Below are 17,855 nucleotides of genomic sequence, written 5' to 3'. Positions count from 1 at the left end.
GAATTGCGCTGATTGGACTGTAAGTTGACGCCTGCTGCGATGCTTCTCATCAGACGACAATGGCTTTTCATTTCGTGACAGGCGTGGCGGCACCCTCCGGCGCCGCGAAGCTACTCGACCTGAATCGGCCCGCGGGTCCCGGCATCGCTGTCAATCCAGTAGTCTTCGTTGATCAACCGTCGGTCGCCCTGAATCGTGAAAGTGAGCTTGCCCTGATGGAATTGCAGCGTGCCATCGGTGCGTTTGGCCTTGACTCGCTCACCATTGACCCAGACGTTTTCCCTGGAGTCGATGCGAATGGTGGCGACGGTCGCGCCAGCGTCACTTTTGGCGACCCACTGCCCGGCATAGGGGGTCGGCGCGGTTGTGGTGTCGGTGGTGACCGGCGCCTGGTTGCTGAACCCGGCCTCGGCATTTTGCGCCTTGGTCTTGTGGATATCGCAGCCCTCGAGCTCGCTCACCTGGGTGCAACCGGATGCCTCCAGTTGTTTGCGATACTTGTCGTTGATGGCGTAGGCCGGGGACTGGGCGAATAGCAAAATGGCCAGTGCCGGCAGGATGACTTTGTTCATGAATCCCCCTCTTGCGATCGACATATTACCGAACCCTCACACAGGGCGTGGCAGCTTCACGTTAGCCTGTCCCGCCACCACCTGCGTTATCATCGCCCGCCTCTACCCTCTCGAGTCTTGAACCCGGATGCCCGCACCGCTGCCACAAACTGAAGATCATGCCCTGCCACCCGTCCTCGTCGGCCCGCTGTTGCGGCGCCTGGAGCCCCGGCGCCTGGTATTGTGGCTGGTCGGGTCGAGGACACTGGCGCTGACCTTGCGGATACAAGGTAGCGCCGATATCCGCCTCGATGCCAGTCAGTGTACGGTCATTGCGGCCGGCGCCCATGCCTTCGTGCATCTGATCGATGTGCATCTCGATACCGCCCTGCCCTATGACGAACTGATCGAGTATGACTTGCTGATAGACGACGAGCAGGCGGGTATCGCCGAGTGGGCGCCTCATCTGCTGTACGGCGATGCCCGATGCCCGACCTTGGTTTTGCGCTCGCGGGTCGATCAGTTGCTGCATGGCTCCTGCCGCAAGCCTCATCACCCGGCTGCCGACGGCTTGCTGTGCGTCGATCGGTTGCTGGCAGAACAACCTGCAGCCCACGACCGCCCGGCGCTGCTGATGATGACCGGCGACCAGGTGTATGCCGACGACGTAGCGGGGCCGATGTTGCGGGCGATTCATGCCTTGATCAAACGCCTGGGCCTGTTTGAGGAGCACCTCGAAGGTGCGGTGGTCAGCGACAGCGCCAAACTCTACGAGCACCCTGCCAGTTACTATCACCGCGCGGATCTGTTGCCGGCGCTGCAGAGCAACGAAACCCTGCGCGAGCGTTTTTTCGGCGGTGCACGCAAGCCGATTTTCACCAGCAGCAGTGCCGACAATCACCTGGTGACGTTCGCCGAAGTCATGGCCATGTACCTGTTGGTCTGGTCGCCGACTCCCTGGACCTTGATCACGCCACAGCCCCCTGCCCTGACGCCGCAACGACGCGAGCGTTATGCCGCTGAGCAGATTTGCATCGATTCTTTCACCCGCGGCCTGGGCAACGTCGCCCGGGCACTGGCGCATCTGCCGACGCTGATGATTTTCGATGACCACGATATTACCGATGACTGGAACCTTTCCGCGCAATGGGAGGAAACGGCCTACGGCCATCCATTCTCCCGGCGCATTATCGGCAACGCGCTGATCGCTTACATGCTGTGCCAGGGCTGGGGCAACCATCCCGATGCATTCACTACCGTGCTGGAGAAGGCCGCCGCACTGAGCGCCAGTGGCGATGACCGCTACCTCGACAGCCCGGTTCAGGACGACTTGATCAATGACCTGCTGAAGTTTCAGAACTGGCATTACCTGTTGCCGACCACCCCGGCCGTGCTGGTGGTCGACACCCGTACCCGGCGCTGGCGCAGCGAGATGAACCTCAAGCAACCGTCGGGATTGCTGGACTGGGAAGCCCTGAGCGAACTGCAGCAGGAACTGCTCGACCACCCGAGCGCGATCATCGTTTCACCCGCGCCGATTTTCGGCGTCAAACTGATTGAGACCGTGCAGCGAGTGTTCAGCTGGTGCGGTTATCCGCTGCTGGTGGACGCAGAAAACTGGATGGCCCATCGCGGTGCGGCGCAGGTAATCCTGAATATTTTCCGACACTCGCGTACGCCGGGTAACTATGTGGTGCTGTCAGGCGATGTGCATTATTCCTTCGTCTACGAAGTATTCATACGACACCGCAAGGGCGGGCCAAAAATCTGGCAAATCACCAGCAGCGGCATCAAGAATGAATTCCCGCGCAACCTGCTCGAATGGTTCGACCGTCTCAACCGCTGGTTGTATTCCCCACGCTCACCACTGAACTGGCTGACCAAACGCCGGCGCATGCGCATCGTGCCGCACATCCCGGAACATGCCGAAGCGGGCGAACGGCTATGGAATTCGGCAGGGATCGGCCAGGTGTTCTTCAATGATCAAGGCCAGCCCGAAGCGATCTATCAGCACAACTCGAACGGCTCGCCGAAGACCCGGATGGTTGCACCGCAACAGCACGACTGACGAATCTGTCGCAGGTACTCCCGCGCATGAAGACGAATCTGCCACCCCCGAACAGCCTGGACCTGCGCCGAACCCTGATCATCGGCAACTCCGGCTCCGGCAAGAGCTGGCTGGCCAGCCGAATGGCCCGGTCATTGAAGGTGCCGTGGATTGATCTGGACCGGATTCACTGGCTGTCCGACAAACACAGCATCCCCCGCCCCGGCTCGCACGTGCTGGCCCTGGCCCGGGTAGCGGCCGATGAAGAGCGCTGGGTGATCGAAGGGGTGTATGGCTGGATCATCAGCGAAATCATCCACCGCGCCACGACGCTGATCTGGCTGTGCGTCGAGGATCAAGAGTGCGTGGCCAACATTCGCCAGCGGGAAACAAAGGACGATGATCGATTGCTCGCCATGCTGGAGTGGGCCGCAAGCTATCGAAGCCGTGAGGGGGACAGCGGCTATGCAGGTCATCGGCGGTTGTTCAATGGTTTTGGTGGCTCAAAGATACAACTGGCAGGACGGGATGAGATGGCAGGTTTGATCTGCTCACTGCGGCAGACCTAGTGATCCATGCCCCGGAAGTTCAAATCGGAATGGGACTACAACGGTCACGGAAACGTCCCGAAGTGATTTCGACGATACTCGGTGCAGGCATTGGTGCACCCATTTCCTGACGACCACTGAGAGGTATCGCCTTGTCATCCTGTACTCATTTCTGTACGTTCTTAGCATCAAGCGAGGACTACAACATGCAAACCATCAACTACACCACCGCACGCGCGCATTTGGCAGAGACCATGGATAGGGTCAACGAGGACCGCGCCCCATTACTGGTGACTCGCCAGAAAGGCGAACCGGTAGTGATGATGTCACTGGCGGAATACAACTCACTGGAAGAGACCGCCTACCTGCTGCGTTCGCCAGCCAATGCTGCACGGCTAATCAAATCGATCGGCAACCTGCGGGCAGGGAAAACCAAAGCCAGGCAACTTATTGAGACATGAATATCGAGTTCACTTCCGAAGGCTGGGAGGACTACCTCTGGTTCCAGCAAAACGATAAGGCCGGCCTCAAACGAATCAATTTACTGATCAAAGCCATTCAGCGCGAACCGTTCGGCGGCCTTGGAAAACCTGAACCGCTCAAACATAACCTGAGCGGTTTCTGGTCTCGACGGATTACGGCTGAACACCGGCTGGTCTATACCATCGAAGAGGGTGAAATGCGCATCGTCATGTGCAGATATCACTACTGATCCGCTGCAGGAGCCGCTTTCACAACCTGGCTCACCCCTCTGACAATCATCTCCACCTCACGCTCATCAATCGTCAGCGGCGGCAGCAGGCGAATGATCTGCCCGCGCGTCACGTTGATCAGCAAGGCATGATCCCTGGCGGCGATCAGGCTCAGGTCGCGGATCGATTGCTTGAGTTCGATAGCGATCATCAGGCCCTGCCCGCGGATCGCTGATACGTTGGGTTCATCCGCCAGTTCCATGCGCAATCTCTCGAGCAGTCGTTCGCCCTGCAGCCGCGCATTATCCAGCAGACCTTGTTCTTCGATAATCTCCAGCACGGTGCAGGCCACCCGGCAGGCCAGCGGATTGCCGCCGAAGGTGCTGCCATGGCTGCCAGGGGTGAACAGTTCAGCGGCTTTGCCCCGAGCCAGGCAGGCACCGATGGGGATGCCGTTACCCAAGCCTTTGGCCAGGGTCATGACGTCCGGGACGATGCCTTCATGCTGACAGGCAAACCACTGGCCGGTGCGGCCGATGCCGGTCTGGATTTCGTCGAGCATCAACAGCCAGGAGCGCCGGTTGCACAATTCGCGCAGGGCCTTGAGATAACCGGGCGGCGCCAGCTGCACACCGCTTTCACCCTGTATCGGTTCCACCAGGATCGCCACGATCCGCGAGCCATGTGTCTGTTGCACCCGTTCCAGGGCTTCGAGGTCGCCGAACGGCACCTTGATGAAATCCCCCGGCAATTTGTTGAAACCCAACCTCACCGCCGGGCCGTCGCTGGCGGACAGGGTGCCGAGGGTTCGGCCATGGAACGCGTTCTCCATGACCACCACCAGCGGTTGCTCGATGCCTTTGTGCCAGCCATGCAACCGGGCGATTTTCAGCGCGGTTTCGTTGGCCTCGGCACCGGAATTGTTGAAAAACGCCCGGTCCATGCCCGCCAGCCGAGTCAGCTTCTGCGCCAGCTGCTGTTGCCAGTCGATGCTGTAGAGATTGGACGTGTGCAGGAGCAGCCCGGCCTGCTCGCTGATGGCCGCGACGACTTTCGGGTGGCAATGCCCGACATTGGTCACCGCCACGCCGGCGACCGCGTCCAGGTACTCACGACCGGCCTGGTCCCACAGGCGTGTGCCCAGGCCTTTGGTGAAGCTCAAGGCCAGGGGCTGGTACGTACTCATCAGGCAGGCGGCGGTCATGACATCAAGCTCCAGCAAGGGTCGTGGGATCCTTGTAGGAGCGAGCATGCTCGCGATGGTCGTTAACGATAACGCGGGTTTACTGGCTAAACGCGGCGCTCTTGAGTCCATCGCGAGCATGCTCGCTCCTACAAGACTTTACGGCAAGGGTCGGTGTTTTTGCAGTATGGTTAGCCACCTGAACTGGATAAACCCGGTAAAACTTCAATCATTTTTAAGCTGGGCTTGATAATGGATCTGTTCCAGGCAATGACTGTTTACGTCAAAGTCGTGGAGGCCGGTAGCATGACGGCCGCCGCCCTGCAGTGCGAAATGTCCACGACCATGGTCGGCAATCACCTCAAGGCCCTGGAGCAGCGCCTGGGTGTGCGCCTGCTCAACCGCACCACCCGGCGCCAGCGCCTTACCGAATTCGGCGCTGCGTACTACCAGCGTTGCCTTGAAGTGTTGGGCCTGGTGGCGGATTCCGAACGCTTGGCGGAACAGGCCCTCGACGAACCCAGTGGCACCCTGCGCATCACCGCGCCGCTGACGTTCGGCACCGAACGCCTGGCACCGGCCTTGAGCGAGTTCAGCCTGCACAACCCGCGGGTGAAACTCGATGTCGTGCTCACCAACCGGCGCCCGGACCTGCTGGATAACGGCTTCGACGTGGCGTTCCGCCTTGGTGCGCTTGAGCCTTCCAGCCTGATCGCCCGGCCACTGATCGACTACACCCTGACCATGTGCGCAGCCCCGCAATACCTGGCACGCAGGGGGGTACCGGAGCACCCTGCCGACCTGCAACACCACGATTGCCTGTCCTTCGCGTATCCGGCCGGAGACGACTGGCAATCGGTGGAAAAGCAATGGCGTCTGAGCGGGCCTGAAGGCGACGTCGCCGTTGCGGTCAGTGGCCCGATGCTGATCAATAGTTCGGCAGCCATGCATCAGGCGGCGCGCACCGGCATGGGCATCGTGATGATGCCCGATGCCCTGGTCGAGCAAGACCTCAAGGACGGAAACCTGCAGGCTTTGATGCCGGATTACCAGCCGCTCAGCCGGCCGATGCACCTGGTATACGCTCAGGATCGCTACCGTTTGCCGAAATTGCGTCGTTTCGTCGACTTCGCCATGCAGTTGTGGGGCAGACACTAGCGGGTCGAATGCGCCTTGCACTAATCTGCCAGCCGATAGGTCAGCAATATCCACAAAGCAAGGAGCGCAGAGATGGGTGAGACATCAAATAACGAGCCGCTGAAGTTCGACATGGCAGATCTGAACGACGGCATGCTGCATACCATCATGGAGCTGATCAGCGACGGTATCTGGGACTGGAACGCCAACACCGGTTTGGTGTATCGCACCGCCCGCTGGTACGAGATGCTTGGCTACACACCGCATTCGCTGGACAACAATGTATTGACCTGGGAAAACGTCATCCATCCCGATGACTACCCTCGGGTCATGGCTGTGTTTGATGATTACCTGAACCGGCGCACCAGTGAGTACCAGGCCGAGTATCGCTGCCGTATGCAGGACGGCAGTTACCTGTGGATCGAAGACCGTGGCCACATTCTGGCGCGCAACCCCGACGGTTCAGTGGCGCGGATGATCGGCGCACACCGCAGCATCGAGGACAAACGACGCCTGTTCAAAGCACTCGAGCAGCGCAATCACTCCCTCGAAACAATTATCGAAGAGCGCACCAGCGAGTTGTCCCGGGTCAACCTGCAGCTACAGTTGCAGCTCGAAGAGAATCGCAGGCTGGCGCAAACCGACACCTTGACCTCCATTGCCAATCGCTATCGCCTGGACCAAGTGCTGCCCCAGGCCTGCGAGCGCGCCGAGCGGTTCCGCGAGCCGTTGTCGCTGATCGCCATGGACATCGACGACTTCAAGACCATCAACGATCACTATGGCCACGCCCTGGGTGACGCCGCCTTGACCCATGTGGTCGAAAACGTGAAACGCTTCGTCCGCGACGGCGACTTGCTGGCGCGCTGGGGCGGCGACGAATTCATCCTGGTCCTGCCCGACACCGCACTGGCTGAAGCCAAGTCTCTCGCCGGCAAGATCCGTGACGGCCTGGCGGAGCTGTTGCCCGTTGGCGACTTCAAGGTGACCATGAGTTTCGGGGTGGTCCAGCGCTTTGACGAGGAACAGCAGACCGGCCTGATGGCGCGGGCCGATCAGGCGCTGTATCGCTCGAAGATCTCGGGCAGGAATCTGATTTGCGAATGAGGGCCGCCCCTCACCTGTCCGCCTTCACCAGCACCGGCTGATCCTGATAGCGATCCGGGTACAGTTGCTTGAGCTGTGCGACCTTCGGCAGATCGTTGATCACGATGTACGGGTAGGTCGGGTGTTCGGTGAGAAAGTCCTGATGCTCTTCTTCGGCCGGGTAGAAACCGTTGAAGGTTTCCAGTTGGGTCGCAATCGGTTTGTCGAACGAACGGGCCGCATCGAGCTGGGTGATGTAGGCCTGCGCGACTCGCTGTTGCTCAGCGCTTTTGGTGAAAATGGCTGAGCGATACTGGGTGCCGCTGTCCGGGCCCTGACGGTTGAGTTCGGTCGGGTTGTGCGCCACCGAAAAGTAGATTTGCAGCAGGCTGCCGTAGCTGACCTGGTTGGGGTCGAAGGTCACTTCGACCGACTCCGCATGGCCGGTGTCACCGCCGCTGACGCGCTCGTACTGCGCGGTATCGGCCGCACCGCCGGCATAGCCGGAGACCGCGCTCTTCACCCCTTTGACATGCTGGAACACCCCTTGCACACCCCAGAAGCAACCACCGGCGAAAATCGCGGTTTCGCTGCGGGCCTGGGTGATTTCGTCGAGAGTCGGCGGTGGAATGATGACGGCCTCTTCAGCCCCACCCAGAGAGAACGCCGAGCACTGACTGATAATGCCGGCAGCCGCCAGCCCCAGCAATGTGCGACGCCATGTGAGCAAGATTTTCATGGGGCATGACTCCTGAAGAATTGGATGGCCAGAGGGTGGCTACCGACAAAAAACCGGATGAAAAAATCAGATGGTCGAGGGTTCGAACTTCATCGCCAGGCCGTTCATGCAATAGCGCAAGCCGGTGGGTTTGGGACCGTCATCGAAGACATGGCCCAGGTGCCCGCCACAGCGCCGGCAGTGCACTTCTTCACGCACCATCCCAAAGGCGCGGTCCTGGCGGGTTGCCACGGCCCTTTCCAGCGGTGCCCAGAAACTCGGCCAACCGGTACGGCTGTCGAATTTTGTCGCCGAGGAAAACAGCGGGAGATCGCAACCGGCACAAGCGAACGTCCCGTCACGGTGTTCATTGTTCAGCGGGCTGCTGTAGGCGCGTTCGGTGCCTTCTTCACGGAGGATTTCGTATTGCTCGTCGCTCAGGATGCTGCGCCATTCGCTGTCGCTGTGGCTCACTTCGAACGCCTCTTGCGCGCCGGCCTCGCTGATCAGCGCTGAGCTTTTGGCAAATTGGGGCAATACACCGATCGCCAGGGCTGCAACCCCCATCCCGCCGCTCGCCACTAGAAATTGCCGTCGTGAAAACATGTTTGCCTCCAAGAATCCCACGGGGTGTTTCATGGAGCCAAGACTAGCCTTGGGGTGATCGCCAAATCCTCACGGGAAGTTAAACAATTCGTGATAACTCGGGACCGGAAAAACCCGCACAATGCATCTGCCCTACTGTGGGTAGTATTTCGCACAATGGTGCATCGCGCCGAAGGATTGAGCTGGATGGAACAGACCAAACGAGTCCTCGTGGTCGAGGACGACCTGCACATCGCCGACCTGATCTGCCTGCACCTGCGTGACGAACAGTTCGAAGTGATACACAGCGCCGATGGCAACGAAGGTATGCGCCTGCTGCAGCAAGGTAACTGGGATGCATTGATCCTCGACCTGATGCTGCCAGGTGTCGATGGCCTGGAAATCTGCCGGCGTGCCCGTGCCATGGCGCGCTACACGCCGATCATCATCACCAGTGCGCGCTCCAGCGAGGTGCACCGTATTCTCGGCCTCGAACTGGGTGCCGACGATTACCTGGCCAAGCCGTTCTCCATGCTCGAACTGGTGGCACGGGTCAAAGCCCTGTTGCGCCGGGTCGACGCCATGGCGCGCAACCTTAAGATGGACGCCGGCGGCCTGATCATCGACGGCCTGGCCATTGACCCGATCACCCGCGAAGTGTCCCTCGCCGGTCGTCGTCTCGACCTGACGCCACGGGAGTTCGACCTGCTGTACTTTTTCGCCCGCCAGCCCGGCAAGGTGTTTTCGCGCATGGACCTGCTCAATGCCGTCTGGGGCTACAGCCACGAAGGCTACGAGCACACGGTCAACACCCACATCAACCGCCTGCGCGCCAAGATCGAGACCGACCCGGCACAACCGGTGCGCATTCTCACGGTCTGGGGCCGCGGCTACAAATTCGCCACCGGTGAGGAGCCACGGCCATGAGGCTGACCCTGACGCAACGCCTGTCCCTGGTGTTCGCCGCGCTGCTGCTGGTGTGTTGCGGTACCTCGGCGTGGATGCAGGTGCGCTCCAACCAGATGCATGAACAGGAAGTGGTGCAAGGGGTGTCCCGGGACCTGGCGCAACACATCGCCAACGACACCGTTCTGATGAACACCCAGGGCCTGATGCCCGATGCCGTGCGCGATCTGTTCAGTCAACTGATGCTGGTCAACCCGAGTGTCGAGGTGTACCTGCTCGACAACCAGGGCAAGATTGTCGGCAGCGCCGCGCCTGAAGGCCGGATACAGCGCGAGCAGGTCGACCTGGCACCGATCCAGCGCCTGCTCAGGGGCGAAGCCCTGCCGATTCCCGGCGACGATCCGCGCAGCGTCGATGCGCACAAGGTGTTCAGCGCCGCGCCGTTGAAGGTCGATGGCAAGCAGGTCGGTTATCTGTATGTGGTGTTGCTCGGCGAAGATCACGATCGCCTGGCCGCGCGTGGTGCGACCAGCGCGGCACTCAATACCGCATTGCTGTCCATCGCACTGGTCGCGCTGCTGTGCCTGATTGCCGGTCTTGCCGCGTTTGCCCTGATCACCCGGCCATTGCGCCGCCTGACCGAAACCGTCAGCCGGTTCGACATCGATGGCGTCCCGGCCTCTGCGACCCTGCCCATCCCTGCGGAAATAACTGCCGGGCACGATGAAATTTCCATACTCGATGCCACTTTCCGGCAGATGCAGGCACGCCTCGGCGAGCAATGGCGCACCCTGACCCGCCAGGACCAGGAGCGTCGCGAACTGGTGGCAAACATCTCCCACGACCTGCGCACACCGCTGGCCTCCCTGCACGGTTATCTGGAAACCCTTTCGCTCAAGGACGCCACGCTGTCCCCTGCCGACCGCCGTCGCTATCTGGGCATTGCCCTGGATCAAAGCCGCAAGGTCGGGGGGCTGGCGCAGTCGCTGCTGGAGCTGGTGCGCCTGGAGCACGGTTTCGTGCAACCGGTGCTGGAACGCTTTTCCCTGACGGATCTGACGCAGGATATTTTTCAGAAATTCGAGCTCACCGCCGAAGCCCGCCAGGTGGAACTCAAAGCCTGCTTCGCAGCCAATGTGTCGGCGGCCTGTGCCGACCTGGGGCTGATCGAACGAGTGCTGACCAACCTGTTCGACAACGCCCTGCGCCATACCCCTACGGGCGGAGAAGTTGAACTGAGCTTGCGTGCGCAGGGATCTTTCGTCGAAGTGACCGTCAGCGACACCGGCCCCGGCATCGCCCCCGAACTGCGCGAAGGTCTGTTCCTGCGGCCATTCAACATTGGTGGTGCGCGGCGCGATGGCGGGCTGGGGCTGCGGATCGTGCACCGAATCCTGCAACTGCACGGGCGCGAGATTCAGTTGATCGATGTGCCGGGACGGGGGGCGACGTTGCGGTTTTCGTTACCGATCGATGAGCAAACGGCCACTTCATTGGCGCAGCGGTCGATGAACCTCAATGTACCGAATCAGGTGTGAGGACCGCGCTACCTGCATCGCGAGCAGGCTCGCTCCCACAAGGTTCATGTGTCGCTCACAACATCCGTGGCAAATCAGATCAACTGTAGGAGCGAGCAGGCTCGCGATGGACTCAGGGGCACCGCGCTCATCCAGAATGAACGCATTATCGTTAACCTCCATCGCGAGCAGGGTCACCCCCACAGAAAGGCAAAAATATGACCAGCCACCTGTTGATCCGTGACAACGCCGCCCCGGTCCAATAGATTAGGCGACCTGAAAAGGCCCCCGTGCTTTCTCGCCTCAATTCAAGTTACAGAAGTAGTGAAATTTCAATGTCCGATTCCAACACCGCTGAATCCGTAGTCACCTTGTCGTCCAAAGCGGAATACGAAAACTCCATCAATCTTTCACAGCACGTGCCCCAGGCCAAGACCATCAGCGAGATGGTGCTGGACGCTTTCCAGTCCACTCGCGAAAGCGACCAGATTCGCGAGCTGCGCGCCGCCATTCGCCAGGCTCATGACAGCTTCGACGACGATAAGGCCTACGAACTGATGGGCCAGCTCAAGCAACTCAAAGACGCCGAAGCCGCCGACATCGCAGCTCTGGAAGACCTGAGCAGCAAGTTCCCGATCAGCCGCATCCTTTCCAGTTTCAAGGACGACCCGGCGTTTCAGGAGATCGTCTACGGCCTGGCCCTGAAGGTGCTCAACCAGACACACCAGGCCATCAGCAACCCTGGCAGCAGCAAAAGCAAAGCCGCACGGGCCAAGAAAGAAGTCGAAGTGTTCACCATCAGCAAGGACGGCGTGAGCGTCACCTTGCCGTTGCGCACCCCGCGCTCGCGCTTGAACGTCGACCGCGAAGCCCTGGAGTTCCTCGGCTTTACCTTCGTTGGCGAAGGCGAAGAAGCGGAACTGGACGGCGAGACGTTCCTGGACAACTCCGGGGCTGAACTGGCGGTCAACCGCAAGAACATCATCACCGCCCTGCAACAGCAGACCGCTTTTACCGGCTACAGCATCGCCGCGCAATAATCCAAAGCGTCATTAATTCTGCTGAAGTTCACCGGTGGAAGGCTTACCTGAGGCGAGGGGCTTGTCGGACCGCCGCACCGCCCCGTTGGGCCGCGAAGCGGCCCCAAAACCTGCCACCGAGCCGTATCAGATACACCGCGTGTACTGGTCTTGCGGCTGCTCCGCAGCCGAACGGGGCGGTGCGGCGGTCCGACAAGCCCCCTCACCACAAGGTGTGTGCCCCGCTTGAGTGAACAGCATGACGCCCCAGTGCGGGGCGTTTTATTGCCCGCGATTCATTCCATCCTTGTTCAGGAGACCGATGGACGCAATGCCGCGATCATGTCCACCTCAATCGCGGCGTTCTTCGGTAACTGATAAACACCAACCGTCGTTCGCGTGTGTTTGCCCGCCTCACCCAGAACATGGCTGAATACATCCGACGCACCATTGGCCACTTCGCTCAGGTCGACAAAATCCGCCGTCGACTTCACATACACCGTCACCCGAATCAGCGATTTGATTTTGTCCAGCGAACCGATCGCATCGACGATCAGCGCCAGCCCACGCAGCGCACTGATGCCGGCTGCCGCTTGCGCATCGGTCAGGGTCAGATCCAGCCCGACCCGGCCAGGGTAGTGAATTTTGCCGTTCATGCGTGGCACCAGACCGCTGATATAGAGTTCGTCGTGGTGACGGATCAGCGGTGCGTAATGCCCGCCGACGGTGTTTTCGCCATAGATGTCGTAACCGAATTCCTTGGCCAGGGCGATGAAGCGTTCATCGCAGGTCATGTTCCCAATCATTTAGCCAGTCCTCTTGATCAGTACTGCAAAAAATTCTCGCCCTTGCCCGTTCAACACACAGCTGCGCCAATACACAGCAGCGTGAAGCTCAGGGAGCGGCGGCCAAGCACCCATAAAGCTGATGGCAACAACAATAACAAGGGCCGATAGCCCAGGGCCAGAACGCTGTTGGTGGCCGCGTCGAGCCAGACATTGGCCTTGTCAAACTCCGCAAACGGCGACACCGCCTTGCCATCCCAAACACTGCACCAACAAAAAGCCCCGCGCTTCTCTCGAAGGCGGGGCTTTTCAATTGTTCGATGGTTTGATCAAACGACTGCCAGTCGATCAACCATATCCGGAAATTTCTCCACCAACCTGATCAACAAGGCGGCCTGAGCATTTGGCTTCGACTTTTGCTGTTCCCAGTTTCTCAGGGTGCTGGGGCTGGTGCGAATTCGCTTGGCGAAAACGGCTTGGGACATGTGCAACTTTTCCCGTAGTGCAACGATTTCCTGCGCCCCCACCTCAGGAGCCGGAATGTCCTCCACGGTCGTGTTGCGCAACGTAATCTTGCCTTCGCGTTGAGCCGCCATCTCATCAACGCCCTGCATCAACTCTGCAAACAGGTCGCGTTTTTTCATGGGGTACCTCGTTTTTTCAACTCTGTTTCTATGGCTTTCTTGAGCACCTTCTCTTGGTCGGCGGTCAAATTCTCAAGCTCATCTTTGTCATAAATTGCAAACATCCAGAACTGGCCATCATTCATAAGCCAATAATAGATAACCCGCAAGCCACCTCGCCTGCCTTTTCCTCGACGCTCATCGGCCCAGCGGAGTTTTCGAAAGCCTCCCGTGCGAGGCATCACATCGCCCGCCAGGGGATTGAGCTGCATGCGGGTTTGCAGCGCACGATACTCATCGTCCGTCAGATAATTGCCAACGGTGGCAGTAAAGGATGTGGTTTCGAAGAATACGGTTCGCATCGCCTAACTATACGCAATATGCTTATAGTCAGGCAACCGGCGAGTCATCTTCCTGACAAACCCTGCTAACGACCTCGACCTGCTAAAAAGCATTGTCTCGTCCTGAAACAGGTGCAAACCTTATTCAGGACGAGACACATCCAAACAAAAAGCCCCGCGCTTCTCTCGAAGGCGGGGCTTTTCGGTGCAGCATCTGAATCTTAAGGCGCGTACGTCAGCAACAGCTCTGCCGGCACTTTGAAGTCCAGGGACATCATCACGCTCAACGCGGTAATGGTGAAGATCGAGAACACGAACAGCTTGCGTGCCCAGACCGTGTCATCCACTGCCTTGTAGCCGGTCCAGGCCATGTACAGCCAGTACATGCCCATGGCGGCGGCGACGGCGAGGTAGCTCATGCCGGCGTAGCCGCTGAAGGTCAGCATCAAGGTCGCCACGAGGAACGCCAGGATGTAGAGCAGGATGTGCTTCTTGGCCACCTTGATTCCGCGCTTGACTGGCAGCACCGGAATCGATGCGGCCAGGTAATCGTTGAAGCGGAAGATCGCGATGGCGTAGGAATGCGGCATCTGCCACAGGCTGAACATCACCAGCAGGGTCAGCGCGGCCATGTCGAAGGTATTGCTTACCGCGACGTAGCCGATCACCGGCGGCATGGCGCCCGACAGACTGCCCACCAGCGTGCCGTGAACCGACTTGCGCTTGAGGTACAGGCTGTAGAAGCCGACGTAGATCACGAAGCCGATGACCGCGAACAAAGCAGCCAGCGGATTGGCTACTTTGTACAACAACACAACGCCGGCGACACCCAGGACAGTCGCGTAGATCAGGGCCAGTTTCAGGGAGATCAAGCCCTGGACCAACACCCGGTTCTTGGTGCGCTCCATCTTCAGGTCGATGTCGCGGTCGATGCAGTTGTTGAACACGCAACCGGAGGCGACTACCAGGGACGTGCCGATCATGGCGGCCAGGAAGATGGCCAGATCGACATGCCCTTTGGAGGCCAGGAAAAATCCGCCTGCCACAGAAAGCACGTTACCGAAAATGATCCCCGGTTTGGTGATTTGGATAAAGTGCTTGAGGGACATGCGGACTTACCTCACTTCGCCATCATGAACGTGTGGATGCTGAACATGATCCACAACGACAGGCCAACCAGCAGGACGATCACAATGGCTGTGAAGACGAACGCAATCACGTTGTTACGCTGAGCCATGGAACGGTCCAGGTGCAGGAAGTAATACAGGTGAACGACCACCTGGATTACCGCGAACAGCAGAACGATTGCCAGCGTCATGGTCTTCGGCAGGCTTGGATACATCACCAGGCCAAACGGGATGACGGTCAGGATCACCGACAGGATGAAGCCGATGGCGTAAGACTTTACGCTGCCGTGGCCAGCATCATGGCTGTCATGGGAGTGTGCATTAGCCATTACAGGGTCCCCATCAGGTAGACAACGGTGAAGACGCAGATCCAGACCACGTCCAGGAAGTGCCAGAACAGGCTCAGGCAGCTCAGGCGAGTCTTGTTGGTCGACGTCAGGCCATGTTTGTTGACCTGGTACATCATGATGCCCATCCAGATCAGACCCGCGGACACGTGCAGACCGTGGGTACCGACCAGGGTGAAGAACGCGGACAGGAAGCCGGAACGGCTAGGGCCGTAGCCTTCGGAGATCAGCAGGTGGAACTCGTTGATCTCCATGCCGATAAAGCCTGCGCCAAGCAGGAAGGTCATGCCCAGCCAGCCCAGCACTGCCTTCTTGTTACCCTTGTACAACGCCAGCATGGCGAAGCCGTAGGTGATCGAACTGAACAGCAGCAGAGCGGTTTCGCCCAGTACGTATGGCAGTTCGAAGATGTCGTGGCCCGACGGGCCACCCGCTACGTTGTTAACCAGTACCGCGTACGCTGCGAAGATCGACGCAAACAGAATGCAGTCGGTCATCAGGTAGAGCCAGAAGCCGAATACGGTCATCTCGCCCGAGTCGTGGTGATGGTCATCATGCCCATGTCCATCGACATGGGTGTGTCCAGCATTGGTCACTAAGTTCGACATGGTTTAAGCCTGTTCCAACGAGGTTTCAACACGGGTGGCAGTGGCTGGGACTTTCCCGGCTGCTACCAGACGCTTGTGCTGCTCGGCTTCGATGCGCTCGATCACGTCGACCGGCACCATATAGCCTTGATCATCACGGGCCGCGTGGATCACGAAGTAGATCACGGTGCCGGCCAGGCTAGCGATTGCCAGCCACCAGATGTGCCAGATCATCGCGAAGCCGAACACGGTCAACAGTGCGCCCATGACCACACCGGTCGCGGTGTTGTTTGGCATGTGGATCGGCTGGTACTTGGCCGGGGCCTTGTACGCAGTGCCGTTTTCCTTGGCTTCGGTGAACGGGTCGACAACGTCGGCTTTTGGCAGCACGGCGAAGTTGTAGAACGGAGGTGGCGAAGAGGTCGACCATTCCAGAGTGTGAGCATTCCACGGGTCACCGTGTTCGCACATGTTCTCTGGCTTCTTGCGGTCACGCACACTTACGTAGAGCTGGATCAGCTGGCAAGCGATACCCACGGCGATCATCACCGCACCGAACATGGCGACGTACAGGTACGGCACCCACTCAGGGTTGGTGGTGGCGTTCAGGCGACGGGTCATGCCCATGAAGCCCAGAGCGTAGAGCGGCATGAACGCGACGAAAAAGCCGCTGATCCAGAACCAGAACGCTGCCTTGCCCCAACCTTCGTGCAGCTTGAAGCCGAACGCTTTCGGGAAGTAGAACGCGAAGCCTGCGATGTAGCCGAATACTGCGCCGCCGATGATCACGTTGTGGAAGTGCGCGATCACGAACAGGCTGTTGTGCAGTACGAAGTCGGCACCCGGGATGGCCAGCAGTACGCCGGTCATGCCGCCAATGGCGAAGGTCACCATGAAGCCCAGGGTCCACAGCACCTGGCTGGTGAAACGCAGACGGCCCTGGTAGATGGTGAACAGCCAGTTGAACAGTTTCACACCCGTCGGGATGGAAATCAGCATCGTCGCCAGACCGAAGAAGGCGTTGACGCTGGCACCCGAACCCATGGTGAAGAAGTGGTGCAGCCAGACCATGAAGCCCAGGATCGAGATCGCGCCCGATGCGTAGACCATCGAATGGTGGCCGAACAGTTTCTTGCCGGTGAAGGTCGAGATGACTTCAGAGAAGATACCGAACGCTGGCAGGATCAGGATGTACACCTCAGGGTGACCCCATGCCCAGAACAGGTTCACGTACATCATCGGATTGCCACCAAGTTCGTTGGTGAAAATGTGGAAATCCATGTAACGGTCAAGCGTCAGCAGTGCCAGGGTAGCGGTCAGGATCGGGAACGAAGCCACGATCAGGACGTTGGCCCAGGTGCAGGTCCAGGTGAAGATCGGCATGTCCATCAGCTTCATGCCAGGGGTACGCATTTTCAGCACGGTGGCCAGGAAGTTGACCCCCGTCAGCGTTGTCCCCAGACCCGATAGCTGTAGCGCCCAGATGTAGTAGTCCATCCCCACGCCAGGGCTGTATTGCAGACCCGACAGCGGTGGATAGGCAACCCAGCCGGTCTTGGCGAATTCGCCGACGCCCAGGGACAGGTTGATCAGCACCACGCCGGAAACCAGCAGCCAGAAGCTCAGGGAGTTCAGGAACGGGTAGGCAACGTCACGCGCGCCGATCTGCAGCGGCACTGCAAGGTTCATCAGGCCGGTGAAGAATGGCATCGCCATGAAGATGATCATGATCACACCGTGGGCGGTGAAGATCTGGTCATAGTGTTCAGGTGGCAGGTAGCCAGGCGAACCCTCGGTGGCCATGGCCAACTGGGTACGCATCATGATGGCGTCGGCAAAACCGCGCAGCAGCATGACCATGGCGACGATGATGTACATCACGCCGATTTTCTTGTGGTCGACCGACGTCAGCCACTCGGTCCACAGGTAGGTCCACTTCTTGAAATAAGTGATACCTGCAAACAGTGCCAGACCACCCAGCGCGATCATGGCGATGGTCACCATCACGATCGGCTCGTGGAACGGGACCGCTTCCCAACTTAATTTACCAAACATC

At 59.3% G+C, this 17,855-nt stretch carries 20 protein-coding genes; 9 read left to right on the top strand and 11 right to left on the bottom strand.

Going from position 1 to position 17,855, the window contains the following annotated elements:
• Positions 1-110: 110 nt before the first annotated feature.
• The gene (locus ASE98_RS20025; protein ID WP_060543064.1) at positions 111-572 is read right to left on the bottom strand and encodes a hypothetical protein; all 462 of its coding nucleotides are present in this window, start codon (positions 570-572) and stop codon (positions 111-113) included.
• A gap of 127 nt (positions 573-699) precedes the next feature.
• Here ASE98_RS20025 and ASE98_RS20020 point away from each other — a divergent pair, with 127 nt between their 5' ends.
• The 4 genes from ASE98_RS20020 (at position 700) to ASE98_RS20005 (ending at position 3,858) form a co-directional block, all read left to right on the top strand.
• A complete protein-coding gene (locus tag ASE98_RS20020) occupies positions 700-2,619 on the top strand; it encodes an alkaline phosphatase D family protein (RefSeq protein ID WP_060543063.1) in 1,920 nt (639 codons plus the stop codon).
• Between the two features lie 56 nt (positions 2,620-2,675).
• Positions 2,676-3,167, top strand: a complete 492-nt coding sequence (locus ASE98_RS20015) for an adenylate kinase (protein WP_060543190.1) — start codon at positions 2,676-2,678, stop codon at positions 3,165-3,167.
• Between the two features lie 185 nt (positions 3,168-3,352).
• The gene (locus tag ASE98_RS20010) at positions 3,353-3,607 is read left to right on the top strand and encodes a type II toxin-antitoxin system prevent-host-death family antitoxin (RefSeq protein WP_082457593.1); all 255 of its coding nucleotides are present in this window, start codon (positions 3,353-3,355) and stop codon (positions 3,605-3,607) included.
• Positions 3,604-3,858 (top strand): Txe/YoeB family addiction module toxin, encoded by a 255-nt coding sequence (locus tag ASE98_RS20005; RefSeq protein ID WP_060543062.1) that lies wholly within the window; start codon positions 3,604-3,606, stop codon positions 3,856-3,858. Before ASE98_RS20010 ends, ASE98_RS20005 begins: the two co-directional genes overlap by 4 nt.
• Here ASE98_RS20005 and ASE98_RS20000 read toward each other — a convergent pair.
• Positions 3,852-5,042 carry an aspartate aminotransferase family protein gene (locus ASE98_RS20000; protein WP_060543061.1) on the bottom strand — a complete coding sequence of 397 codons (1,191 nt, stop codon included), beginning with the start codon at positions 5,040-5,042 and terminating at the stop codon, positions 3,852-3,854. The genes ASE98_RS20005 and ASE98_RS20000 overlap by 7 nt on opposite strands.
• A gap of 231 nt (positions 5,043-5,273) precedes the next feature.
• Between ASE98_RS20000 and ASE98_RS19990 the strand changes: the two genes are divergently transcribed.
• Complete coding sequence (locus ASE98_RS19990) at positions 5,274-6,179, top strand: LysR family transcriptional regulator (RefSeq protein WP_060543059.1); 906 nt, start codon at positions 5,274-5,276, stop codon at positions 6,177-6,179.
• Positions 6,180-6,251: 72 nt separating this feature from the next.
• Positions 6,252-7,265 (top strand): sensor domain-containing diguanylate cyclase, encoded by a 1,014-nt coding sequence (locus ASE98_RS19985; RefSeq protein ID WP_060543058.1) that lies wholly within the window; start codon positions 6,252-6,254, stop codon positions 7,263-7,265.
• Positions 7,266-7,275: 10 nt separating this feature from the next.
• Here ASE98_RS19985 and msrA read toward each other — a convergent pair whose 3' ends face one another.
• Together msrA and msrB are read right to left on the bottom strand one after the other, a co-directional pair.
• The gene (gene msrA, locus ASE98_RS19980; RefSeq protein ID WP_060543057.1) at positions 7,276-7,983 is read right to left on the bottom strand and encodes a peptide-methionine (S)-S-oxide reductase MsrA; all 708 of its coding nucleotides are present in this window, start codon (positions 7,981-7,983) and stop codon (positions 7,276-7,278) included.
• A 66-nt stretch (positions 7,984-8,049) separates the two neighbouring features.
• Positions 8,050-8,568, bottom strand: coding sequence for a peptide-methionine (R)-S-oxide reductase MsrB (gene msrB / locus ASE98_RS19975; RefSeq protein ID WP_060543056.1), 519 nt, complete (start codon positions 8,566-8,568; stop codon positions 8,050-8,052).
• A gap of 186 nt (positions 8,569-8,754) precedes the next feature.
• On the opposite strand from msrB, the gene ASE98_RS19970 reads away from it, so the two are divergent.
• The 3 genes from ASE98_RS19970 (at position 8,755) to ASE98_RS19960 (ending at position 12,010) form a co-directional block, all read left to right on the top strand.
• Positions 8,755-9,474 carry a response regulator transcription factor gene (locus ASE98_RS19970; RefSeq protein WP_060543055.1) on the top strand — a complete coding sequence of 240 codons (720 nt, stop codon included), beginning with the start codon at positions 8,755-8,757 and terminating at the stop codon, positions 9,472-9,474.
• On the top strand, positions 9,471-10,991 hold the full coding sequence (locus tag ASE98_RS19965; protein WP_060543054.1) for a sensor histidine kinase: 1,521 nt from the start codon (positions 9,471-9,473) through the stop codon (positions 10,989-10,991). Before ASE98_RS19970 ends, ASE98_RS19965 begins: the two co-directional genes overlap by 4 nt.
• A 314-nt stretch (positions 10,992-11,305) precedes the next feature.
• Positions 11,306-12,010: a hypothetical protein gene (locus ASE98_RS19960; protein WP_060543053.1), complete on the top strand. Its 705-nt coding sequence runs from the start codon at positions 11,306-11,308 to the stop codon at positions 12,008-12,010.
• 290 nt (positions 12,011-12,300) lie between these two features.
• On the opposite strand, the gene ASE98_RS19955 is transcribed toward ASE98_RS19960, so the two are convergent.
• The 7 genes from ASE98_RS19955 to cyoB all read right to left on the bottom strand — a co-directional run bounded on the left by ASE98_RS19955 (position 12,301) and on the right by cyoB (position 17,854).
• Complete coding sequence (locus tag ASE98_RS19955) at positions 12,301-12,795, bottom strand: RidA family protein (protein WP_060543052.1); 495 nt, start codon at positions 12,793-12,795, stop codon at positions 12,301-12,303.
• A 308-nt stretch (positions 12,796-13,103) separates the two neighbouring features.
• Positions 13,104-13,418, bottom strand: coding sequence for a helix-turn-helix domain-containing protein (locus ASE98_RS19950; RefSeq protein WP_060543051.1), 315 nt, complete (start codon positions 13,416-13,418; stop codon positions 13,104-13,106).
• Positions 13,415-13,759 carry a hypothetical protein gene (locus ASE98_RS19945; RefSeq protein WP_060543050.1) on the bottom strand — a complete coding sequence of 115 codons (345 nt, stop codon included), beginning with the start codon at positions 13,757-13,759 and terminating at the stop codon, positions 13,415-13,417. Before ASE98_RS19945 ends, ASE98_RS19950 begins: the two co-directional genes overlap by 4 nt.
• Positions 13,760-13,959: 200 nt before the next feature.
• The gene (gene cyoE / locus ASE98_RS19940) at positions 13,960-14,847 is read right to left on the bottom strand and encodes a heme o synthase (RefSeq protein WP_060543049.1); all 888 of its coding nucleotides are present in this window, start codon (positions 14,845-14,847) and stop codon (positions 13,960-13,962) included.
• 11 nt (positions 14,848-14,858) lie between these two features.
• Positions 14,859-15,194: a cytochrome o ubiquinol oxidase subunit IV gene (gene cyoD / locus ASE98_RS19935; RefSeq protein WP_060543048.1), complete on the bottom strand. Its 336-nt coding sequence runs from the start codon at positions 15,192-15,194 to the stop codon at positions 14,859-14,861.
• Positions 15,194-15,820, bottom strand: coding sequence for a cytochrome o ubiquinol oxidase subunit III (locus ASE98_RS19930; protein ID WP_060543047.1), 627 nt, complete (start codon positions 15,818-15,820; stop codon positions 15,194-15,196). Before ASE98_RS19930 ends, cyoD begins: the two co-directional genes overlap by 1 nt.
• Positions 15,821-15,823: 3 nt before the next feature.
• Positions 15,824-17,854, bottom strand: a complete 2,031-nt coding sequence (gene cyoB, locus ASE98_RS19925; RefSeq protein ID WP_060543046.1) for a cytochrome o ubiquinol oxidase subunit I — start codon at positions 17,852-17,854, stop codon at positions 15,824-15,826.
• Position 17,855: the final 1 nt, after the last annotated feature.

Origin of the sequence: Pseudomonas sp. Leaf48 (assembly GCF_001421885.1) — a bacterium.
In the GTDB taxonomy this organism is placed as follows: domain Bacteria; phylum Pseudomonadota; class Gammaproteobacteria; order Pseudomonadales; family Pseudomonadaceae; genus Aquipseudomonas.
Note: the sequence above shows the minus strand (reverse complement) of the source record. Positions and strands in the feature narration are given on the sequence as shown.